Below are 25444 nucleotides of genomic sequence, written 5' to 3' on the forward strand. Positions count from 1 at the left end.
CTCTTATTTATTTGTTATTTCCTGGTATAGTTTTATATGCTTTTGTGCAACTGCCAATTCCGAGAAGTTGTCAAGTATAAGCTTTCGACAATTGTTTAATAACTCAGACTGATCAGCCTCAAATAATACGTGCTTTATTCCCGCCACAAAGTCTGAAGAATCAAAAGGCATAGCCAGATATCCATTTACCTTATGCTTTACCATGTCTTTGATACCTCCCCGGTTATATGCCACCACAGGCGTTCCGCAAGCCAATGATTCTAAAATTGTGTTTGGTAAATTATCTTCTTTTGAAGTTACAACAAATAGATCAGCACTGCTGTATATATTGGCTAACTGCTCCTCATTGTTTATAAACCCCATAAATTTAACCGGGAATGGTAGGTTCTGAAGCTCATTATTTTTATCCGAACCAAAAACCATTAGTTCTATTTCATTGGCAATGCTTTCATCATTAGCCAACAACCTCAGGCCTTCCAACAGGTACTTTCCGCCTTTTCGCTCATCATCCAATGAATTAACAGCACCAAAAAGTACGCGTTTTTTATTGTTTTCCTTTTCCTGAACAGGATAGGGTTTATAAACATCGGTATCTAAACAATTAGGGATGACCTCAATTCGCACATTTTGAGAAAAAATTGCACTTTCCTTTGCTTTTTCAGCCATCCATGAACTCGGGCAAACGACACTGACATCAAGATTATGGATAGCTTCCATTTTCTTTTGATGCAAGTGGCTTGTAAATTGTTTGTTTTTTCCCTCCAAAACAGAAGGGCAATCAGAACAATTGCTCAAATACCCCAGGCACTCACCCGTATAATGACAACCTCCGGTAAAAGCCCACATATCATGAAAGGTCCATACAACAGGCGTATTAATTTGTGCTAATTCACCAATTGACAAGAAATTATCATTTATCCAGTTTAGATGAATCACATCTGCATTATGTGATAATAATCCCTTCTTTAAATTATATCTGTTGTTGGCCGAAAGCGACCAATAACCGCTTCCTTTCTTAACGTGCTTATGAATATACGCCCGCTCTTTCCTGTTAATATAGCGGTGGTACTTATCTTTAAGCCAGCTGTGGTTAAAACTGATATAATCAGTTTGCTCCGGCCTGGTCCTGTCAGCCACTAATTGTATGTCTAATCCTGCTTTTTTAAGAGCATTATAATTTCTAATAGTTGCTCTGGCAGCACCACCTTTTTCTGTTGTTGCATTCGTTATTAAAACCTTCATAAGCATACGATTTAGAAAGATTAATAATTAGTTTTTATGCATCCCAAATACCTTTGGCTTTACCGTTTACTATTTTGAAATATTGAATTGGATGTAGAATAGTTCCAAACAGTAAACAAATGATAGTGGCAAGGATAACACCATTAATACCCATCTCCATATTACGGGCAAGAAACACTGACAAGGGAATATTAATAATACTTGTAAAGACAGACATATAAAGCTGCATTTTGATTTTGCCTACTCCATTAATGAAGTAAACAAAGATGTTATTCCATGAACGCACCATAACATAAACCATCATAAGAACAGATAAGCTAAATGGTACATCCACCTTATCGCCTAACCATAGTTGATAAACAAATGGAGATGCAATTAACATGCTCAACAAGGTTAAAAATACTGCAGTCAATATCTTCATCAACTTCCTGATTGATTTTCGCACCCACGTTATTTCTCCCCTTACAAAAGCATCGGTAAAGGCCGACCAAAACGGACCAAGTATAATAGAAAAGCCCATTTCAACAATCCCAAAGTATTTACGAGCAGCACTATAAGGTACTACATCTTCAGGACCAAATAAACGTGTGATAATCATATTATCGGTTGCAAACAATACAATGACAGCTATCTGTACAATGAAGAACTTGGCCCCCAGACTTGTTAAGCCCTTAAGCATCTTAATATCAATATACTTAAAAGATGGTTTTAACTCTTTATATCTACCCTGATAATAGTATAATGAGAACAGCGTAAGAATAACAACAGGCACGCCACCTGATATACTGATCACATACAATAAGGAGGATGAAGTATACTTTATTAAGGCCAATACACCCAATAGAAAGAAACTGCTAAAAAGGAAGTCCATCATATCGCTAAATGCAGGGCGCTGATCGGCTTGCAAAACCGTACGAATTAAAGTTAAGATAAATCGTAAGCAGAAAAATCCGACAAAAGCGAGTAAAGACATTCGCAGCGTATCAGGATCGGCTTCCGGCATATTAAACACATGATTCCAGTCAACCAGCAATATTACAGGTAAAAGAAGAAGAAATAAGGAAACTGAAATAATAGATATAATGAAATAGGTACTGCTTACATACTTTTTCGACGAAAGTAAATCTTCTCTTGCCAGACTTTCAGCCAACTTATTGCGTAAGCCATTGCCCAGGCCAATATTAAAAAAACTCAACCATCCTGTAAAAGATCCAATGGTTAGCCAAACGCCATGCCACATATTTCCCAGATAAGACAAGATCAATGGAAAGCGTATATAACTAATCCCTAATCCTAAGCCCTTTACAACAACAGATAATGCAACATTCTTTTTTAGTAAAACAGAACGAGCATCACCTTTATTAATAAGGTTTAAAATGCTATTTCGAATCTTCTTTAGCATGAGGTAATTTATTCTGATGATAATATCGATCAAAAAGGAAAGACATCATTATACCATAGGTAAATATCTGATAGGTTACTAATGTGACATTGGCCCATAAAAAAACAAGAATACCAACTAAACTTCCCCAATAAGCCGTTCGAATTGCCGTTCTTCTAAAGCGAAAAAAGATGGATAACCAAAATCCAAATACAAAAAAGCTTCCTATTATACCATAAGAGTATAAGTGCGCTAAATAACCCACATGAATTTGCGAACTTCGCCCTGCCAAAGCAACAATAACTTCGTTTGTCAGGTGCACTCCTGTTCCAAACCATGGGTTCCTTCCAAAAAACTTCTGGAATATTTCAAATGCCAATAATCGCGTCGATGCCGAGTCAGCTAATAAACGTTGCTCAACATATCCCTCCACATCAAAACCTATCAGATTTAAACCGATGGCAAGAAGCAAAAGCGCTGCCGGAACAGATACACCGATTATAAGAGCTGTTCGCCATTTATTTTTGGCAAGCATAAACACAGGCAATAGGGTAATAAGAAATCCCAACTGTGCATATCTCGAATTATTAACAAATACAACAAAGAATGCCATTATTAGATACAGGTATGGCACACGTTTTTTCACCATGCTGTAATAGGACATCAAAATACCAAATACTGGTAGAAAAGAGATACTAATATCGTGCATCCCCAGGTAACCAAATATTGATACTCTCCTAATCCTGAATGAACTATAATAAGAGCCCATTCTCCTTGCATGGGCTGATATCTCATCCGGAGTGAAAAAGAAGGGTTTATCAAAAAATTGAATCAGTGACACCAGAAAGGCCAGTATCACAGTACCTTTAAAAATAAGTATCAGGTACTTAAACAGGCTATCCGGCATTTTATAATTATCGACCAGATAGATCAGAAAGAACATATGAAGGGAGGTGTTTACAAAAAAATCATATACATACCCTTTACGAATAACTGTTCCCTGTGTATGTACCAAATCTGTTACTAAATAAAATATATAAACAAAAAAGGCACCTAAGAGAAGTGTGTCAAAATGTGATTTGTTAACTCCCTTCTTAATTAATAAAAGGAGTGACAATAATATCAAAGACCCACCATATAACCTGTTAAATCCTATATCTATTGTTTCATAATCAAGAAATATAACAATAGGAGCAAAAGCAACTACCAAAAAGTATACATATATCAGGTTAGTGATTTTAAACATTCTTTTTGGCGTTTTGCTTTAAATAATACGATGAATAGTTGTAATATCTATTTCTGGATGCCTTAACACCATTAAGCAAAACCGTAACTTTCTTTCCTAAAGAAGTTTCTAACTCATTTAACACTTCTGTAAATTCCTTTTTCAAGGTATAATTAACCCTTAATACAACCATTACCAAATCGGCCATGCGTCCCAGCGATAAGCTTTCAGCTGTCACCGATGTAGGCGCCGTATCTGCAATGATGTAATCATACCTTTTTCTTAACTCCTGAAGCATCTCTCTGCAATCCTCTGATTCTACTAATTCAGATGGATTTGGAGGCAAAGGACCGGTACCGATATAGTGAACATTGCTTCCCTCCTGCGCTTGAATGACATCTTCTAAGGTTAACTGTGAAGAAAGGTATTCGGATATCCCATGTTCTTTTCTTTCAAAAAAGTTATGGCTCAAATCTCCTTTGCGTAAATCGAAATCCAGAATTACCACTTTTTTACCCAATGCGCCCAAGGCATGCCCCAGGTTATAGGAGCAAAATGTTTTGCCTTCGCCTGGCATGGTAGACGTAAATAAAATAATTCGCCCGTTTTGCTCGTGCTGCCATGTCCAGAAACCAAGATTAGTACGCAACTTTCTAAATGCCTCGGCAGCTATCGGCTGGTCAACATTTTCCTCAAATAACTTTTTATCACCATTAGCGCTTAGATAAATCTGTCCTAAAACCGGCGAGTCGAATCCTAGTCGATAATCATCAATATCGCTCACTTTTTCAAAATATGCTTCATGAATAAGCATATATATTGTAGGTAAGAGAAGCCCCAGGAATAACATTAGAGCAATATTCCTTGACTCTTTTGGAGCTTTCATGCCTTCATAAGCGGGATAATCTATGATTTCAAAATCAGGCAAATTGGATGCTTTAGCAATTTGTGCTTCTGATCGTTTCTGAATCAGAAATGTATATATTTCATCATTCAGCCTGAAGTTTCGCTCAAAAGTGGTTAAGTTACGTTGTGTTTCTGGTAAACTATTCAGTTCTGAATTAAGCGTACCCAACTTTTGCTCTAACTGTTGAAGAGCCAGGCGTGACGCATCTAATTCATATTGTAAGTTGACCAGAATAGTATTCTTCAGATTGGAAATTTGAAAATTTAACTCTCGTAACTGCGGACTTTTAGCCTGTCTGTTTTCCAATAAATGATTAACGCGACCGATTAAATTAATATACTCATTCAAAAGGTCATTTAACACCTGGTTGTTAAGATCAGAAATGACCGTAACTGAGTGCGCTGAAAAATCATCATCCTTCTGAAAGTTTTCATTCAGAAACTCCAGGTTATTAATATGAGCCTCCATCAGGTCTTTTTCATTATTGATAGTCCGAAGGTTGTCATAAATCTGCCCTGCCTTAAGATTTACATCGACAACTTGTCTTCGGGTTTTGAAATCCTGTAAGGACTGTTCGGCCAGGCTAAGTGAGTCAAAAACCTCATCGAGTTGTTCATCAATAAAATCGATTGTAGAAAAAGCAATATGGTTTTTACGCTGTAGGTCGTGTTCTATGATTGTCTCAACATATTTATCCAGAAAGTCTTTTCCCTGCTGGTAATTATTAGCCACAAGACTAATGTTAATTGCCGTGGCATCAACTTGTGTAGCTTCTATTAACAGGTTATCCTTATAGTCATTAACTAATTGTCTTTTACTTCGCGTTACAAAAAAGAACTTCTTTTTCTTGATCTTCTCAAGGTTAACACCATCCTTTAAAAGAATGGTAAAATTGAAGTTCTCATTTTCAACAGGATCACCAAACCTATAGGTATGTTTGTATTCCCAATCAAAAACTTCATTTTCATTTCTACCCGAAATATAGTTATGAAGAGGTGCCTCATCCACTTCCACAGTGAGAGTATAAAGCTCCTTTGAGAGAATTTCGATGTGCATCTCAACACCGGTCAGCTGAAGATAGTTACGATCCAGAATTACCTGAAAGGGCGAGGAGGTATATAAGTTCTCATCATACAACAATTGCTTTTGGTAATAAAACACACTAAAATTAAGCTTGTCAAGTACCTTTTCAAGCAAGGGTCGGGCATTAAGTGATATTAAACTGTTCTGAAACGTATTTCGTCCACTAAACAACTCTGAACCAGGCATGAAACTAGTAGGATCTATTGTATTGCGTGCATTTTCATGTACAACTACTTTTGATCCGATACTTACCATCGGTTCTGAAAACTTGTTATAAACAACTCCAATACCAATGGAAATGATAATAGAAATCAGATAAAGCTTCCAGTATTTTGTAATTTTACTTACAATGCCTTTTAAATCATTTATTTCTTCAGTACCTGTGCTCATAGTATTAGTTTACGTACTCCATAACTAAAATAATTGTTGTCAGGGATGACAATAACAAAGCATATGGAAAAGTATCAATTCCCCATCTTCTTCTCTTAAGTGGCTCGACATACACCACATCATTGGATCTTAAATAGTAGTAGGGGGAGTCGAAAATTGTCTCTGTCGTTAAATCAACAATTGCCTTTGTTGTATTGTTCTCATCTTCACGTACAATAACAACGTTTTTTCTATTACCAAATTCCTGTATATCACCTGCCATTCCCAGGGCCTGGAAAATGTTAATATGGTCGCTGGAATAATAATACCTGCCAGGGCGATTGACATAACCAATCAATGTGATACTTTTATTAACGAAGTTGATTTTTACTGAAGGTTGATACAGGTAATCTTCAAGCTGCTTTTCCATATAATCAGAAGCTTCTTCAATACTTAGCCCTGATATCTTGACTTTCCCGATTACCGGAAGGTTAACATTACCATATTCATCTACTCTATATGAAATGATGGATAATGCTTCTGGTGTTGTCGTATTGTAGAATCCACCGCCCCCTTGTGCCTGAAGAAAGTTAGCTCCTTCCCGGTCAGTACTAAGCACCTCAATATAAACTTCATCAAATGGTTGAATAATCTGTCGGTTCTTTTCTATATTGTACTCTGTATCAATATATTTATCTTCAATGTCGTCTTGAAAATACACTATCTCCTTTTGAGGAACACACGCTATACAACAAACGACAATAAACAGTAAGGGAAAGATTCTTTGCATGTAGTTGATAATTAATTTTTAGCCAATAACTAATTTATAAACATTTCTGAGCAATAACTTCTTTATTTTATTAACTCCTGATATTCCTTCACCAACTGTTCAATTATTTACATGAGCTAATGAGGAGCTGGATAAAAATAAAGGGGGCAGAATGCCCCCTTTACTATTCCAGTACATTGGATTAATGCTTAATAAGTACTTTTTCAACTTTGCTTGCTCCTGATTGAGTTGTATAGCGAATCAAGTAAACACCATCCGGCAGATCTGACACCGTAATTGATTTTACCATGCTATTATTATCCAGAGCCTTGACAAGAGATCCGGTTGCATTATAGACCCTGACATTGGAAATTTCAACATTACTCCTGATTTCCGAATCAGCAGGTACTGGATAGAATTTAGCACTTTCTGCATTTAGCTCATCAACAACTGTCGCCAGTGAAAATCTAACATCAAGCACTGCATCTTCTGTTAATCCCTGTATCAGATAAATAAATGATCCATCTCCGTTTTCACTGAGGTCAGAAAGGCGATCAACCCCTCCCAGGGTTATACCACCTACAACATTACCAGCTTCAGGTGTAATGGTTACCTCAAGGCTTTCTCCATCATCTATCTGCTGGTCACCTTCATGACTAAGAGCACCTCCGTTTCCTGCTACAATCGTAACCACATTGAAATGGATAAACTGTACCTGCAGCAATGCAGCTTCCGTTAAATCACTGACAATATAGGTATAAGTTCCATCCATGTTGTCGGTTAAGCCGGCAGTTACATCAATACCTTGCAACACAAGTGAACCAACGCGATAATTACCTTCATCAGGTGTAATGGTTAACTCCAGGCTTCCTCCATCATCAATCTGATAGGCACCTTCATGACTTAGAGCACCTCCGCTACCTGCTGTTATTGTAAGAACATTGAAATGAATAAACTGAACTTCCAGCATGGAAGCTTCTGTTAAATTACTGACAATATAGGTATAAGTACCATCCGTGTTGTCGGTTACGTCGGCAGTTACATCAACTCCTTGTAAAGTAACAGAGCCAACACGATAATTACCTTCATCAGGTGTAATGGTTACCTCCAGGCTTCCTCCATCATCAATCTGATAAGCACCTTCATGACTTAGAGCACCTCCGCTACCTGCTGTAACTGTAAGAACATTGAAATGAACAAACTGAACCTCAAGCATGGAAGCTTCCGTTAAATTACTGACAATATAGGTATAAGTGCCATCTGTATTGTCGGTTACGTCGGCAGTTACATCAACTCCTTGTAAAATAACAGAGCCAACACGATAATTACCTTCATCAGGTGTAATGGTTATCTCCAGGCTTCCTCCATCATCAATCTGATAAGCACCTTCATGACTTAGAGCACCTCCGCTACCTCCTGTTATTGTAAGAACATTGAAATGAATAAACTGAACTTCAAGCATGGAAGCTTCCGTCAAATCATTGACAATATAGGTGTAAGTACCGTCTGTGTTGTCGGTTAATTGTGAAGTCACATCAACACCTTGTAACATAACGGAACCAATGCGATAGTTAGCTTCCGGTGTAATTAAAACTGCCAGTTCCTCGCCTTCTAATAATTCAGTATCTCCCATCGGATTGGTAACACCACCAGTTCCTGCTGAAATGCTTAGTACTTCAAACTTAGTAAATACAACATCAATAGTAACATCTGCAGTAAGAGCACTAACTTCATAGCTATATGTACCATCAGGGTTAGCGGTTACATCAGCCATAACATCAAGACCATTGGCTGAAATTTGTGTGAATTTATAACCAATGCCTGGTTCAATATCGATAACTAAGCTCTCTTCTTCAAGCAGCTCATTAACACCGATATTCGATACTGTTCCTCCCATGGAAGCACTAACAGTAGCAGTATTGAATAAATCAAACGTTGCCTCAATTGTTAAATTCCCTGTTACTCCTGAAATTAAATAATTATACGTTCCATCATTATTATCAATAACATCTCCAATCGACTCAACGGTAGCTCTGAGCAATGATTTGAGTTTATATCCTTCATCGCGTGTTAAAGTCAGGTTAATGGTATTACCTTCCAATATTTGCACATCTCCTTCATGCGATGCCATTCCTCCTTCAGACAGATTGATTGTGACCGTATGAATAAGTGCAAAATCAACAACAATAGTATGAGCTGAAGCAACTCCAATGATGTCGTATGTGTAAGTTCCGTCACCATTATCAACAACATTCTCTATTTCTTCTACACCATCGACCATAACACTTCTTAAACCGTAACCATTTGACGGATCTAAATCCAGGCTAAAATCGAGCCCTTCAAATACAGTTGTTATTCCTTCAGGTGATACATCTCCACCAACATCGCCTGACACATCAATATCATAAGCGGTCAATGAAATGAACTCAACAGCTATGTTAAGATTACTCTGAACATCACTATCAGTAAAAGTAAATACACCGGTATCTTCAACAAGATCGGCTAACCTGTCAACATCATTTACTGTAAATGTATGAATCTGATAATTGGCATCAGGTGTAAAATCAAGCGTTAAAGAACCTCCCGGCTTAAGATCTATCGGTCCGGCTTGAGAAACTGAACCATTACCTGTTGATAAAATTGAAGCTCTGTAGTACAGTAACTCGTATGCTCCAATATCAATTCTATCCTGAATGACACGATCATTATCAGCCAGATCATCATCACCCAGTCCAAGAGCTGATATATCGGCTACTCCCATATCTGTCAATGGGCTTCCGACATTAAACTGCCAGTCAGCCAACATATATTGTTCTCTTTCCGTCGTGTTTTCACCTCTGCCATATGTAGCTGACGGCGCAGTAAACTGAGGACCATCTGCCTCAGTATTAACGAGGTTAAGGCTAAGCATATCTGTGCCTACTGTCAAATCTGTTAATCCACCTACTGCACAATTGGTATAAGCTCCACCATCGGCAAAACGAACTTCATTTGATGCCTCGCTATCCCGGCATATATTGCCCCAGATAACCAGGTTGGTAAATTCGGCTCCATCATAACCATAGACGCCACCACCGCTTGTCTCTGCGTAGTTGTTTACTACGGTACAGTTTATCCATATACCTGATCCGTGGGAAAATAATCCACCTGCATCTTCCCAGGATGTATTGTTGGCTATCAAACAATTTCTGAAAGTTCCTCCATTCGTTGGCACACCTTCGTCTTCACTGGGGTATGAGTACACTGCCCCCCCTTTTGAACCACAAAAATTATTGATCATCACACAGCTTTCAACTTCACCTGATGTACTGCAGATGGCTCCACCGGAACCTTCACTACGATTATAGTTGAAAATACAGTCTGTTACAATTGGGTTTCCAAGGTGCAGATAAATACCACCTGCCAAAGCTTCGTCTGAATTATAAACCCTTGTAACATTCTCTAAAAAAGTACAGTTTGTAAAAATCCCTCCTCTATAGGCGTAAACGCCTCCTCCTTTATTCGCCTCATTATCTACCAGCGTAATATTCGTATAAGTACCCCCATCTCTGGTCTGAATTCCTCCTCCACGACTATTTCGTCCTGTGCCATTTGCAAAACCCTTAGTGATGACTACATCAGAAAGCATAGCGCTATTCGCAGTTTTATCGTTGCCATAAACAACGTGATATGCATTATCTGAATCATCATTTTCGACACCAATATCTCCACTTAATATGGTTGCATTCGCCTCCTGGTAGCCATAATTTGCTCTATCTCCAGGATTTTCTTCCCCATTAAAACCACCAATAATTGATACATTATCCCGCATCATAAAACTAAAGCTTCGTGCTGCCTCATCTGCATCATATAAAGGATCTGTCGGATCTACGTTATAATAGTTTTCAGTTGGATAGTATGTTCCTGAACCTAACCATACTTCTCCGCCTCCGGCTTCAGCAACAGCATGAATAGCTGCCTGAACATCAGAAGTTGCGTTGGCCCATGAATTATGAGCTTCAACACTAGTAAAAGCGTCTCCGTCAGTTGTAACATAGACGCGTTCCTGGGCATTCATTAGCCCCACCAACATTATACAAACGAGTACAAAATATCCCCTCTTGTTTAGGTATAATTTTCTCATAATTATTAATTTTAGGATGATTTGATTAATCAATTTATGAGAAAAGAAATCGAAATGTGGGATCTTTACACTAACGCAGTAAAAATGTTGGCAAACTGCTGTTTAGGCATGAGAAATGTGTTTTTTTCAACATTATTCTTGCACCTAAACTCTTTCAACTGATTTGTTATCAATAATTTTATACCCAATATTGACTTTTCCTGAGCTAATGGATTTTAGTTTTTTGTTAAGAAAAAGCCTGGATAAAGGATTAAGGTAGTCAATGAACAGCTTTCCTTCAAGGTGATCGTATTCATGTTGAATAATTCTGGCAGCCATACCTTCAAAAACTTCGATATGACAATTCATTTCTTCATCCTGATATGACAATTCGATACGATCAGGTCGTTTAACTTGTTTGTTAACTGTCGGTACACTAATACAGCCCTCATTCATCCATACCTTCTTATCTGAAAGCACTTTCAATTGCGGATTTATAAAGGCTTGTCTGAAGCCCTTCAATTCGGGAAACTCGTCTTTGTAGACATCTGCATCAATTACAAATACACGAACACTTTTAGCCACTTGCGGTGCCGCAAGGCCAATCCCATCGGTTCGGTACATAGTAGACCAAAGATCCTTAATAAGATTTTTAATATCGGGATCATCCTTAGAAATAACCTTGGCAACTTTTCGAAGAACAGGATGTCCGTATACAGCAACAGGTAAAATCATTTTATCTGTTTTGTTCCATAAAGGTTTGTAATATGATAGTGGCACTCACCTTGTCAACCAGGGCTTTATCCTGACGAGCTTTTTTCTTTAATCCTCCATCAATCATTGTTTGAAAGGCCAACTTAGATGTAAAGCGCTCATCAACCCATTCAACAGGCAGTTGAGGGAAATTCTTTTTTAAACGATTAACAAAGGGCTTTATGTATTTCATTGACTCAGACTCCTGCCCATTATTTTGAGTTGGATATCCAATGATTATCCGTTCCACATCTTCATCCTGCATGTACTTTACCAGGTAATCGTATAATTCATGAGAAGCCACTGTTTCCAAGCCATTTGCAATTATTTGCAAAGGATCTGTAACAGCCAAACCACTTTTTTTACGTCCGTAATCAATTGCCAGAATTCGCCCCACTGCTATTATTTTTTTGCAAAGTTAAGCTTTCTGTTGCAAAAAAAAGAAACCTTAATGAATCAAGGTTTCTCTTTCTAAGCTGTTTCGTATCTTTTATGCCATCGATTGTTCCTTTCTTTTGAATAATGGCCCTCTCTCGAAAATCAATTCTTTTAAGTATAAAAAGAAAATGTAATACATCATGAGCTCTGAGAACTCACCAATATTCTTTTTAAATCCGCCATCAGGAAAAATCTGCCAATCAACAAGCAAACGTGGAACCAGATATGAGAATATTGTAATAATCGCTGTTACGATTATAATTTTACTCGGAATAAAAAAACGGATGTATTCATTCTTAATTCGATCAACAACTAACGGTCCAATAATAAATAACAAAGCCATTAAAGGATAAAAAGGTCTTTTAAACAAACGAGCATTATTTCCGAGATTATGCAAATTTTTGGCACCTGTCAAATCTCTAAATAAAGTATTGGATTCACCTGTAAAATATTGCACGTAATGTAAGCCATAATCTATTTCTTCGAGAAAGATAAATAGTGTAAATAAAGACAGAAAGCCTAATGCTAACTTTTCAATCATTGGTTCCTTATACCTGAAGCCCCTCAGACTATCTATAAAAATAAGAAGCAGAACAAAAAGTTGCAGGTTTTCAACAATGCCAAGTTCCCAATTTACAGTTGGACACACCAACTCCATGGCCCATTTTACACCAGAGAAATACATTGTTATCAATGGAATAAGAACAGCTAATGGTAAGATCCAATACAAGAAGTGCTTCTTTTTAATATCATTCATAATCATAGCATTTAGGTTATCGGGTATGTTCTTTCTCTGGAAGATTTGCTGTTATTACACTTTTTAGGCAAACATTAATAATCCACAAACCTTCAGCAATTTATTAATATATATATAAAATATCACACTTGACATTATCGGTTTTTTAACAATATAAGGATTAAAAAATGAATTTCAGCAAAAAACACCCATTTACATTTGCCTAATATTGTGACACTTACATATGTAATCGTTTTAAATACAAGCTACCCCTGTAAAATAACTGTTTTAATTCTGTAACTATTTCTCATTTTAGCAGACTAATAAGATGTAACAATATTTGAAACCTTGAAAAAAGAAGATCGATTCAATACAATCATTTTAGAAAATGATGAACGCATACGGCGCATTTGCCGTTATCATAACTCTAACCAAACTGACCGGGAAGATATGTACCAGGAGATATTGGTTAATATTTGGAAAAGCCTGGACAACTTTAAAGGGGAATCTAATATCAATACATGGATTTATCGAATAGCCGTTAACACCTCTTTAAGTTACACAGGGAAATCATTTAAAAAGATGAAGTTTCTAATTGACGGGGATACGCATAATCTAAATGCTTTGATTGATGAAGAAGCAATGGAAGAAAAGATGGATCTTGAAGCAAAATTAGAACAGCTTCAGCTGGAGCTAAACACCCTCTCTGTAATTGATAAGGCTCTTGTATCACTTTTATTAGAAGAATTAAGCATGAAAGAAATAAGCCTTATTATTGGAATATCAGAATCCAATGTAAAAGTTAAAATCCATCGGATTAAGGCTCAACTTAAAACCCAATTAATCTATTCAAATGATGAAAACAGATAGTAGCATAGACATACATCAACTTGTTAGCAAACTTAAAAACGAAGATCAGAAATACTCCAATTTAAGTAGAAGAATGCAGGTAATGTACATGGTGCTAATCCCAGTATACTTATTTTTGATTATCGTTCACATCATTGATGGCAGCTCTGGCTTTGAAATATTAAGTAGTATATGCTTTTTACTGGGAATGGTTAGTTTTGCAGTTTTATTCCATAACTACCACAAGGAATACAAACTGGTTGATTATTCGCAACCAACTGTTCTAATGCTAAAAAAAGCAGTTAACAGATACCAACCGATCACAAAAAGAACAATATGGACGATACCTGGTATTTTGTTTATTGGTGCCGGACTTAGTTTAAAAACCTCTTTAGGAGAGACCATAATTATCCAGGTCATTTTCTGGGTGAGCATGGTGCTGGCCATTTTTATTGGTCTTCTTTGGTGGAAAAAACGTTATAAACCCATTAGAGATTCAGCCCTGGCAATGTTAAGAGAATTAGAAAATTAAAAAAAGAGGCGTTCCATAAGGAACGCCTCTTTATATATCAAGTCGTTATTAACAATTAACGAAGGTTTGCCTGAGCAGCAGCTAAGCGCGCGATAGGCACACGGAATGGAGAACAAGAAACGTAATCCAAACCTGTACGGTGACAGAATTCAACTGACGATGGCTCACCACCATGCTCACCACAGATACCTAACTTAAGTTCCGGACGAGTTGCACGACCTTTCTGACATCCTGTTTCCACTAACTGACCAACACCTGTTTGATCTAAAGCCTGGAATGGATCTTGCTTAAGGATACCTTTCTCAATGTAGATAGGTAAGAATTTACCAGCATCATCACGAGAATATCCGAAAGTCATCTGAGTTAAGTCGTTTGTACCGAATGAGAAGAATTCAGCTACTTCAGCTACCTCATCAGCTGTTAATGCAGCACGAGGAATCTCAATCATGGTACCAACCATGTAGTCAACTTCAGTTCCTTTTTCTTCGAATACTTTTGCAGCTGTAGAGCGGATGATTTCTTCCTGCATCTTCAACTCTTTAACAGTACCAATCAATGGAACCATGATTTCCGGCTTAGGATTCAATCCTTCTAATTTTAAGTCACAAGCAGCTTCAATGATAGCGCGAGCCTGCATCTCAGTAATTTCAGGATAAGTATTTCCTAAACGACATCCACGGTGACCTAACATTGGGTTGAATTCGTGTAAAGACTCAACTTTTTCTTTTACAACCTCAACAGCAACACCTAACTTCTCAGCCATTTCTTTTTGTGAAGCTTCATCGTTTGGAGTAAACTCATGCAACGGTGGATCCAGTAAACGAATAGTTACACCATATCCGTCCATAGCTTTAAGAATTCCGTGGAAATCTTCACGCTGGATAGGCAATAATTTAGCTAAAGCTTCCTTACGACCTTCAACTGTTTCAGCAAGAATCATTTCACGCATCTTCCAGATACGATCGCCTTCGAAGAACATGTGCTCAGTACGAGTAAGACCAATACCTTTAGCACCAAACTCACGAGCAGTCTGTGCATCAGCTGGAGTATCAGCATTAGTACGAACATACATACGTGTGTTCTTTTCAGCAAGATCCATCATCTTACCGAAGTCACCATCTAATGATGGAGTAATTGTAGCTACTTTACCTTCGTAAACAACACCAGTAGTACCGTTCAACGAGATAAAATCACCTTCTTTGTACTCAACACCATTAATAGCCATTGAAGAACCTGACACCAACAGACCAGCAGCAGAAGAGATACAACATTTACCCATACCACGAGCTACTACAGCCGCGTGAGAAGTCATACCACCACGCTCAGTTAAGATACCTTCAGCAGCATACATACCTTTTAAGTCTTCCGGTGAAGTCTCACGACGTACCAAAATTACTTTTTTACCGGCAGCAGCCCACTCTTCAGCAGCCTCAGCTGAGAATACAATCTGACCAGTTGCAGCACCTGGAGAAGCAGGAAGACCTTTAGATAATTCTTTAGCAGCATCTAAAGCAGCCTGATCGAATACAGGGTGTAATAACTCATCCAGTTTGTTAGCTTCCTGACGTAAGATAGCAGTCTTCTCATCAATACGTCCTTCTTCCAACATATCAATAGCCATTTTTACCATGGCAGCACCAGTACGCTTACCACTACGAGTCTGCAACATCCAAAGCTTACCGTCCTGAACAGTAAACTCCATATCCTGCATATCGCTATAGTGATCTTCCAGCTTTTGCTGTACAGCATCCAACTCAGCATATAATTCTGGCATTGCTTCTTCCATAGAAAGGAAGTTTTTCTGACGATCTTCTTCTGAAGTACCGTTACGCTCTGCCCAACGCTGAGAACCAATTTTTGTAATTTCAAGAGGTGTACGTACACCGGCTACTACATCTTCACCCTGAGCATTGATTAAGTACTCACCGTTGAATAAGTCTTCACCGGTAGCTGCATCACGAGAGAAACATACTCCTGTAGCGGAAGTTTCACCCATGTTACCATATACCATAGCCTGAACGTTTACAGCTGTTCCCCACTCATCAGGAATTTGTTCCATACGACGGTAAAGGATAGCACGCTCAGTATTCCATGAATCAAATACTGCACAAACAGCACCCCAAAGCTGATCCCATGGATTTGTTGGGAAATCAACACCAGCATGTTCGCGAACTACAGCTTTATAACCTTCAACCAGATTCTTAAGGTCTTCAACTGTTAATTCAGTATCTAATTTATATCCTTTTGATGCTTTTAATTCATCTAATACAACCTCGAATGGGTTGTGCTGACCTTCTTCAGCCTCAACACCCATTACCACGTCACCATACATATGGATGAAACGACGGTATGAGTCATACGCAAATTTCTCGTTACCTGATTTTTCAGCGATGATTTTTACAGCATCATCATTCATACCAAGGTTAAGAACTGTGTTCATCATACCAGGCATAGAAGCACGAGCACCTGAACGAACAGATAATAACAATGGGAAAGCCTCACCTGTTGAACCAAATTTAGCATTCATTACTTTTTCAGTAGCAGCTACACCAGCTTCTACTTCAGCTCTCATTAATTCAACAACAGCTTCTTTACCTTTTTGATTGTACTCTGTACATACCTCAGTTGTAATTGTAAAACCAGCTGGTACAGGAACCCCGATAAGGTTCATTTCAGCAAGGTTTGCACCTTTACCCCCAAGCAGATTTCTCATATCAGCTTTACCTTCAGCTTGTCCGTTACCGAAGGTATAAACGCGTTTATTGCTCATACTTAGATTATTAAAGAATTATTATAAAATAGTAGTTATCAATGATTTCAAGATATTTTGTAGTAAAACATCAAAAACCCTACAAATAAACAAAAAATTTGGGAAAGTCACTACTTTGAGGCTTTACAGAGTACGTTAATAAATAATAAATTGGATCATTATGAAAATAAAAAGAGCAATCCCTTTGGGAATTGCTCTTGTCATATTTATTATATCAAATAATTAGCTTACCGGATACTTTTTCAGGTACTCTTTTGCTTTCATTAAATAATCTACATATTGTGCTCTTCGGTACGCATGAGGATCATCCACATTCTTTTTACAAAGTTTTCCTTTAAAATCATCGATCTTTTCATATCCTTTATCCTTCATCCACGCAGACAACTCTTCAATGATGCGGGTTACCTGGATCACTCCATTCTTATAAACGGTACTTACAATTTGAACGGCATTTGCTCCGGCCAGTAACATTGATATTACATCTTCTCCATCATGAATTCCTGTATTACTGCAGATACTGCCATTAAGATTACACGATAACAAACCGGCAAAACGTAATGCAAGACGGCTATCGCCTTTTTGACTTAAATTGTATGGTACACGCAGCTTTTCTTCCTTAATGTCTATATCAGGCTGGAATAAACGGTTAAACAATACAAATGCATCTGCTCCCACTTTGTCCATACGATAAACCACGTTCATCATATTAGTGTAGAAAGGACTCAGCTTAACACTAACCGGGATATTAACAGCCGCTTTAATCTTTTTAAGAATTTCTATGCGCGCATCCTCAATATCAGCAGGTGTTTTTTCAACGTCTGATATGGTAGAGTAAAAATTCAACTCCAGGCCGTCAACTCCCGTTTCTTCCAAATATTTAGCATATTCAACCCAACTTACATCATACGTACAGTTAAGACTTGCGAAAACAGGAATAGATACTGTCTCTTTTAGTTTTTTTAGCGCCAGCAAGTGTGCTTTCGGACCTGAATGCTCAATATTGGGGAAAAGAGAGGTCATCTCTGCGTGAATGTTATCAAACTCATGCAATTCATCTTCTAACTCTGCTGCCTCAAGGTTTAACTGCTCTTCAAACAGAGACTTATATACGATAGCTGCCGCACCTGCTTCCTCAAGCTTTTTAGCCATTTTTAAATCCAGGACCAGGTTACTGGCTCCAATAATTATGGGGTTTTTAAGTTCAATCCCCATGTAAGTTGTTTTTAAATCCATAAGAGGTGATATAAAGGGTTATTAATTCATTCTGCTCTTTTAACAAGAAGCTGATATTAATTGTTTTACAAATAAGATATAAAAGTCTTTATTGCAGCCTCACACTCTTTTTAAGTTACGTTCTTTCCATTGTAAAATCAATGACAATGCTAAATTAACACTCTAAAATCTGAATCTGATTATTTCAATTGCATCTAATATTGATCCACTCCAAAGCAATTCATTATTTTTATTGTTCAATGAATTACTCAGATGCTTTTATGGCATCGGAAGTTTCCAATTAAACATCAGCAGCCTTTGTAAGAGACTCATACCAACAAAATGTATTTTACGGAGAAAAATAACCAAATACAGGAGATATAACCAGCAAGCTAAATAAAACAGGGAAATTAATATTTGTCAGGTTAAAAAGAAAAGGCAACCCAATGGTGAGTTGCCTTTGTATCATTGAAACTATTTAATAATAATTCTTTGAGGCTTTATATCTGAAAAGCCTTCAATCTTCATGATGTATACACCAGGTTTCAAGCCCGTTAATGAAACTGTTGCGAACACATCATTTATTTTCTCTATTAACTTAACACTGCCACTAACATCGTATAGTACCATCCTGGCATCATCAACTAATTCTGGCAATACGACATTAATAATACCATCTGTTACCGGATTTGGATAAACCATAAATTCTTCAGGCAACTGTTGCATTCCCTGCACCTGAGGAGATGCAACGGAAGCATTCGATTGGCTATTATCAACATCCCAATAATATCCGGTTTTCGTAACATTAGTAATTGTGAATGTAAACGTACTTCCATTTCGCGACTTTTCGTCAAAATCTATCGTTCCTTCCGAATTAGTATAACCTGATGCTGATGCGCTAGCATTACCAGTCCAGTACCCCTCAACAAACGCATTGCTTACCGCCTGATCCTGAGAAGTAATACTTACGGTTGCCGTAACCAAGTTCCAAGGCCCTCTGGTTCTCGTAGACATGCTAACTGAACTAATCATCGGAAGATCTCCTCCAACAGCATTAACAGTAACTGCTGCAGTCGCCTGATCTGAATCAGTTCCATCACTTACCGTTAAAATTGCTGTGTAGGTTCCTGCAGAAACATATGTATGCGAAGGAGTCACACCTGTTCCTGTGGATCCGTCACCAAAGTCCCAGCTATATGATAATGGATCACCATCTGCGTCACTCGAACCGGTTCCATCAAACGTTATGGCTGCACCTTCATCACCGACATAAGGCCCCCCGGCATCCGCAAGCGGTGGTGTATTAGCACTGCCTTCCAGGGTTGTAACATCCAGAGAACTACTTGCAGCAGAAGAGTTTCCGGCAGCATCCTTTGCTGTAACTGTAAAAGTGTAAGTAGTTGAAGCGACAAGTGCAGTTACATTATAATTGGTTTCAGGGGAAGAGCCGATTTTATTACCATCCTGAAATACATCATATCCGGTAACACCAACATTATCGGTTGAGGCAGTCCACGATAAAGTAACGCTATTAGACGTTATATTATCTGAAGTCAGATTTGTTGGTACCGTTGGAGCCTCCTCATCTCCGCCTCCACTTGCAGCCACAACCGCCCCGTATGCATTTACAATTCCGGCGCCATATTGATTGGCATCTCCCATGTCTGTGGCGGTTGTATATAAGATATTTTCCACCTCGCTTTTGGTTAAATTACCATTTACTGAAAGAATAAGTGCTGCAACGGCAGAAACTTGAGGAGTGGCTCCTGAGGTACCACCCATCGCCTCACTATAGTTGCCACTATACCAACCATTACTACCCATCCTATCAATGGTTCGTAAGCCATGAGTACCTGTGGAATACCAGTTACGTCCCTGCTTTACCCAATCATCATCACTAGGAGCTGCAATATCAAGAGCGGGGCCATAATTGCTATACATACTTCTTTCTCCGTCACCCGATATACCACCAACAGCAGTAACAGTAGGAAGATTAGCAGGATAACTTACACAGGTTTGAAAATCATTTCCTGAAGCAACTAAACTTATGCACCCTCTGCCACCACGACCATTTGTAGCTGCATAAGAGAAAGCATCAGTAATAGCTGCAACATCATATGTACAAGAACCAAATCCCCATGAGTTTGAAAGAATATCAGCTCCGTTATCAACAGCCCAGACAATACCCTCAGCAACATCTGCATTGGTGGTATTTGGTGCAAAAATATTAACACTGAAGGTACTGGCGCCAGGTGCAATACCAGCTGCACCAATATCATTATGCTGAGCACTAATTAATCCGGCAACCTGTTGTCCGTGACCGTCTCCACTTGATGAAGGAGTTCCATCACCTCCGTCGACCGGAGTGTAGCCAGGTAAAAGAGCAGGCATATCTTCGTGAGCCTCAACACCATCATCTATAACGGCGACAACAACACTTGAATTTCCTGTTGTAATTGCCCAGGCTTCAGGAGCATCAACATCTATATCAGCAACCAGTGCTTTACCATCAACAGAACCACCTGTATTATTTAGGTGCCATGAATCATTATACATTGGATCATTGGTTGATCTTACTAATTCAACTTTAAAATCCGGTTCTCCCCACTTTAACACACCCATATCATGCAATTCCTGTATCAGGGGTAACTGATTTTTTACATCCTCAACCTTGATCAGGTATGTATCATCATTAGTAATATTTTTAATATAGCGAGCATCATAAATTTCAAGAATTTCTGAAATGTCATCATAAAATATTCCATCCTTCAATCGAATACATACGCGCTTGGTAAACCAGGCCTGCTTATCTCCAATTTTGAATGCAGGCAATAGCTCATAAGCTCCTTCATCAGAAAGTTTGTAGGAGTTTAACAATTCTACACGATCCTGAGGCGTGGCTGTCGATTTCAAAGATGTAACGGATTTCACTCTGATCATCCCTTTACGATCCATAACCTCAATTTCATCAGAGACACCAGCCTCCAGCATTAGTTTATGTTTAATTTGTTCAATGGATTCCTTTGATAGCTGATCATTTTTAAAATAAACAGCCATCGAATTGTAATCTGGCTCAATGAAAACTTTTCCTTCTGAGCCCAGGTAATACAAACCAGACCTTTCCTGAGTCCAGTCCTGAGCATAAGTATTGGATACAATACCCAATAAAAAAATGACAACGATAATTACCTTAAAAAAAGTAAAGGTTCTTTTCATGATAATACTTTTAGTTAATAATGGGATTCAATAATTACCAGTCAATTAACGATAAAGTAATTCAAATGTCAACCTTGACTTTATAAAAAAAACACACAACAATATACTATATCCCTTATTATCAATCCTTTAAAAACACCAAACAAGAAGGCAGATGTATTTTGTTGTTCATAATTATTACTACATAAAATGTTTAGCTCTAAAATTCTTGTTATAAAAAAGCCGCTCTCTTACGAAAGCGGCTTCTGTATATCTGAAATTGAACAATTATTATTCAATCACTTCATATTCCAAATCATTCAAACGCTTGTATGAACTGTAACGCCATTTAGCATTCTTTTCAGATTCAGCAAACAATACTTTTGCATCTTCAGGGAATGATTTAGCAAGAGCTGTATAACGAACCTCATTCATTAAGAAGCTCTGGAACTTATCCCATTGCGGAGGCTTAGAATCTAAAGTAAACGGGTTCTTACCTTCGTTCTCCAACATTGGGTTGTAACGATATAAGTGCCAGTATCCACACTCTACAGCCGACTTACCTTCAGCCTGGGTTTTACCCATACCAGTTTTTAAGCCGTGTGCAATACATGGTGAGTAAGCAATGATTAATGATGGCCCAGGATAAGCTTCTGCCTCTTTTAAGGCCTTGAAGTATTGTGCCTGGTTAGCACCAATTGCTACCTGTGCAACATATACATAACCATAAGTAGTAGCCATTAAGCCAAGATCTTTCTTACGGATACGCTTACCTGAAGCAGCAAACTTAGCAACAGCACCAACAGGTGTAGACTTAGACGACTGTCCTCCAGTGTTAGAATATACCTCAGTATCCATCACTAAGATATTAACATCTTCACCAGACGCAATAACGTGGTCCAAACCACCGTAACCGATGTCATAAGCCCAACCGTCACCACCAAAGATCCAAACTGACTTCTTAGACAAGTAGTCTTTCAATGCCAGGATTTCTTTAGCAACAGCATGAGACTCGTTTTCAAGAGCAGTTACAACAGCTTTTGAAGGTGCCACATTTTCGTTACCATTATCTTTCGTTTCTAACCATTTTTCAAATGCAGCCTTGGTTTCAGCACTCACTTCAGCCATCGACTCATTCATCTTACGCTCAATACGCTCACGAAGCTTATTAACACCAGTAGCCATACCTAAACCATACTCAGCGTTATCTTCGAATAATGAGTTAGCCCATGCAGGACCTTTACCTTCTTTATTGGCACAATAAGGTGTTGCAGGAGCCGAACCACCATAGATTGAAGAACAACCTGTAGCGTTGGCAATCATCATACGGTCACCGTACAATTGAGTGATTAACTTGATATATGGTGTTTCACCACAACCGGCACAAGCTCCTGAGAACTCGAATAAAGGCTGAGCAAACTGAGAAGCTTTAACATTCATGTCCTTAGCCATGATGTTATCTTTGATAGATACTTCTTCTACCATGTAATCCCAACGGTTGATTTCTGCCTGCTGAGTTTCAAGAGGCTTCATCTCAAGGGCTTTTGTTTTAGCCGGACAAACATCAGCACAGTTACCACAACCGGTACAGTCTAGCGCACTTACCTGGATGCGATACTGAAGACCGTCAAATCCTTTACCATTGGCTTTTTTAGTGGCAGTTCCTTCCGGAGCACCAGCTAATTCTTTCTCGTCTAATAAGTAAGGACGAATAGCTGCGTGAGGACATACATAAGCACACTGGTTACACTGAATACAGTTATCTGAAATCCACTCAGGAACATCAACTGCAATACCACGTTTTTCGTAAGCTGTTGTACCAGCAGGTAATGTACCATCTTCGCGACCTTTAAAGATACTTACAGGAAGATCATCACCTTTTTGTCCGTTTACAGGGAATACGAAATCTTTAATGAACTGAGGCGCCTTTTCGTTAGTTGGGAATACCACTTCAGCAGCTTCGCTGGCCCATGATGCAGGAATTGCGATTTCGTTTACCTCGCCACCTTTATCAACAGCCTGATAGTTCATATTAACGATGTTCTCACCTTTCATTCCGAAAGACTTCACAATCGCCTTCTTCATTTGCTCTACAGCCTGCTCATAAGGTATTACCTCAGCAATTTTGAAAAATGCAGATTGCATAATGGTGTTGGTACGGTTACCTAATCCAATTTCTTTAGCGATGTGAGTTGCATCGATTGTGTAAAACTTGATTTTGTGATCAGCAATATAACGCTTAACGTGAGCTGGCAAATGTCCTTCTAACTCAGCCTCGCTCCATGAGCAGTTCAATAAGAAAGTACCCCCATCTTTCAAACCTTTAAGCATGTCGTACATGTTAAGGTAAGCCGGTACGTGACACGCAACAAAGTCAGGTGTATTTACCAGGTAAGGTGAACGAATTGGTGTATCACCAAAGCGTAAGTGAGAAATTGTGATACCACCCGACTTCTTAGAGTCATATGCAAAGTAAGCCTGCGCATACTTATCTGTGTTATCACCAATAATTTTAATTGAGTTTTTGTTGGCACCAACAGTACCATCAGATCCTAAACCGTAGAATTTACCTTCGAAAGTACCTTCATCGGCCAATGAGAATTCTGGCAACAATGGCAATGACGAGTGAGAAACGTCATCAACAATACCAACAGTAAATTGATTCTTAGGCTCTTCAAGCTTTAAATTCTCGAATACGCTCAACATCATAGCAGGCGTAGTATCTTTTGATGATAATCCATAACGACCACCAACTACAACCGGAGCATCTTCTTTTCCGTAGAACAGGTCGCGGATATCAAGATATAAAGGATCACCGTTAGCACCCGGCTCTTTTGTACGGTCAAGAACAGCAATTTTCTTAGCTGTTTTTGGGAAAGCTTCCATGAAGTACTTAGCCGAGAACGGACGATACAGGTGTACAGCTATCAAACCAACTTTTTCTCCTTTAGCCGTTAAGCTGTCAATTACTTCGCGAATGGTTTCAGTGATAGAACCCATTGCAACGATAATGTTCTCCGCATCTTCAGCACCATAGTAATCGAATGGACGGTACTTGCGACCTGTAATTTTACTTAACTCATCCATGTATTCCGCTACCATATCAGGTAAAGCATCATAGAATGGGTTAGCAGCCTCACGTGCCTGGAAGTAAACATCAGGGTTTTGAGCAGTACCTCGTGTTACAGGATGCTCTGGATTCAATGAATTATCACGGAAAGCCTGAAGAGCTTCCTGATCTACTAAATGAGCTAAATCTTCATTCTCCAATACTTCAATCTTCTGAATTTCGTGAGAAGTACGGAATCCATCAAAGAAGTGTAAGAAAGGAACGCGTGATTTAATTGACGTTAAGTGAGCAACAGCAGCTAAATCCATCACTTCCTGTACAGAACCTGTTGCTAACATAGCAAAACCAGTCTGACGAGTAGACATCACATCTGAGTGATCACCAAAGATTGATAAAGCCTGAGCAGCCAAACTACGTGCACTTACGTGAAATACACCAGGAAGAAGCTCTCCGGCAATCTTGTACATATTAGGAATCATCAATAATAATCCCTGTGATGCTGTAAATGTAGATGTTAAAGCACCAGCCTGTAATGAACCGTGAACAGCACCTGCCGCACCAGCTTCCGACTGCATTTCTTCAACTTTCACTGTCTCACCGAAGATGTTTGTTCGTCCGGCAGCAGCCCATTCATCCACATTCTCCGCCATGTTTGACGATGGCGTAATTGGGTAGATAGCAGCCACTTCACTAAACATATACGCGATATGTGCAGCGGCGTGGTTACCATCACATGTAATAAACTTTTTTTCTTTAGCCATTTTATATACTCCTAATAATTAATTGGTTATTATAATTAGTACAAAGCATT

General features: G+C 38.5%; 15 protein-coding genes. 2 read left to right on the forward strand and 13 right to left on the reverse strand.

The window, feature by feature from the left end; genetic code table 11:
* Positions 1 to 3: 3 nt before the first annotated feature.
* The 9 genes from ACRD69_RS08535 to ACRD69_RS08575 all read right to left on the reverse strand — a co-directional run bounded on the left by ACRD69_RS08535 (position 4) and on the right by ACRD69_RS08575 (position 13026).
* Positions 4 to 1242 carry a glycosyltransferase gene (locus ACRD69_RS08535; RefSeq protein ID WP_430814650.1) on the reverse strand — a complete coding sequence of 413 codons (1239 nt, stop codon included), beginning with the start codon at positions 1240 to 1242 and terminating at the stop codon, positions 4 to 6.
* A 34-nt stretch (positions 1243 to 1276) separates the two neighbouring features.
* Entirely contained in the window at positions 1277 to 2644 is a 1368-nt protein-coding gene (locus ACRD69_RS08540; RefSeq protein WP_430814651.1) for a lipopolysaccharide biosynthesis protein, read from the reverse strand.
* On the reverse strand, positions 2622 to 3869 hold the full coding sequence (locus ACRD69_RS08545) for an O-antigen ligase family protein (RefSeq protein ID WP_430814652.1): 1248 nt from the start codon (positions 3867 to 3869) through the stop codon (positions 2622 to 2624). Before ACRD69_RS08545 ends, ACRD69_RS08540 begins: the two co-directional genes overlap by 23 nt.
* Positions 3862 to 6228, reverse strand: coding sequence for a polysaccharide biosynthesis tyrosine autokinase (locus ACRD69_RS08550; RefSeq protein ID WP_430814653.1), 2367 nt, complete (start codon positions 6226 to 6228; stop codon positions 3862 to 3864). The genes ACRD69_RS08545 and ACRD69_RS08550 overlap by 8 nt, the downstream gene beginning before the upstream one ends.
* A 4-nt stretch (positions 6229 to 6232) precedes the next feature.
* A complete protein-coding gene (locus ACRD69_RS08555; protein WP_430814654.1) occupies positions 6233 to 6997 on the reverse strand; it encodes a polysaccharide biosynthesis/export family protein in 765 nt (254 codons plus the stop codon).
* 181 nt (positions 6998 to 7178) lie between these two features.
* Positions 7179 to 11099 carry a T9SS type A sorting domain-containing protein gene (locus ACRD69_RS08560; protein ID WP_430814655.1) on the reverse strand — a complete coding sequence of 1307 codons (3921 nt, stop codon included), beginning with the start codon at positions 11097 to 11099 and terminating at the stop codon, positions 7179 to 7181.
* Between the two features lie 144 nt (positions 11100 to 11243).
* The gene (gene def, locus ACRD69_RS08565; protein ID WP_430814656.1) at positions 11244 to 11813 is read right to left on the reverse strand and encodes a peptide deformylase; all 570 of its coding nucleotides are present in this window, start codon (positions 11811 to 11813) and stop codon (positions 11244 to 11246) included.
* Between the two features lies 1 nt (position 11814).
* Entirely contained in the window at positions 11815 to 12228 is a 414-nt protein-coding gene (gene ruvX, locus ACRD69_RS08570; protein ID WP_430814657.1) for a Holliday junction resolvase RuvX, read from the reverse strand.
* A gap of 93 nt (positions 12229 to 12321) precedes the next feature.
* Positions 12322 to 13026 (reverse strand): hypothetical protein, encoded by a 705-nt coding sequence (locus tag ACRD69_RS08575; protein WP_430814658.1) that lies wholly within the window; start codon positions 13024 to 13026, stop codon positions 12322 to 12324.
* Positions 13027 to 13353: 327 nt separating this feature from the next.
* On the opposite strand from ACRD69_RS08575, the gene ACRD69_RS08580 reads away from it, so the two are divergent.
* On the forward strand, positions 13354 to 13875 hold the full coding sequence (locus ACRD69_RS08580; RefSeq protein WP_430814659.1) for an RNA polymerase sigma factor: 522 nt from the start codon (positions 13354 to 13356) through the stop codon (positions 13873 to 13875).
* Positions 13859 to 14386: a hypothetical protein gene (locus ACRD69_RS08585; RefSeq protein WP_430814660.1), complete on the forward strand. Its 528-nt coding sequence runs from the start codon at positions 13859 to 13861 to the stop codon at positions 14384 to 14386. Before ACRD69_RS08580 ends, ACRD69_RS08585 begins: the two co-directional genes overlap by 17 nt.
* 55 nt (positions 14387 to 14441) lie before the next feature.
* Here the strand turns inward: ACRD69_RS08585 and ppdK are convergent, their stop codons facing one another.
* From ppdK to nifJ, 4 genes are all read right to left on the reverse strand, one after another.
* A complete protein-coding gene (gene ppdK, locus ACRD69_RS08590) occupies positions 14442 to 17156 on the reverse strand; it encodes a pyruvate, phosphate dikinase (RefSeq protein ID WP_430814661.1) in 2715 nt (904 codons plus the stop codon).
* Positions 17157 to 17378: 222 nt separating this feature from the next.
* Positions 17379 to 18389 (reverse strand): dihydroorotate dehydrogenase-like protein, encoded by a 1011-nt coding sequence (locus ACRD69_RS08595; RefSeq protein ID WP_430814662.1) that lies wholly within the window; start codon positions 18387 to 18389, stop codon positions 17379 to 17381.
* 453 nt (positions 18390 to 18842) lie between these two features.
* Positions 18843 to 21584, reverse strand: a complete 2742-nt coding sequence (locus ACRD69_RS08600; protein ID WP_430814663.1) for a S8 family serine peptidase — start codon at positions 21582 to 21584, stop codon at positions 18843 to 18845.
* 270 nt (positions 21585 to 21854) lie between these two features.
* On the reverse strand, positions 21855 to 25394 hold the full coding sequence (gene nifJ, locus ACRD69_RS08605) for a pyruvate:ferredoxin (flavodoxin) oxidoreductase (protein ID WP_430814664.1): 3540 nt from the start codon (positions 25392 to 25394) through the stop codon (positions 21855 to 21857).
* Positions 25395 to 25444 lie beyond the last annotated feature (50 nt).

This window comes from Carboxylicivirga agarovorans (genome assembly GCF_050589845.1).
Lineage (GTDB): Bacteria > Bacteroidota > Bacteroidia > Bacteroidales > Marinilabiliaceae > Carboxylicivirga > Carboxylicivirga agarovorans.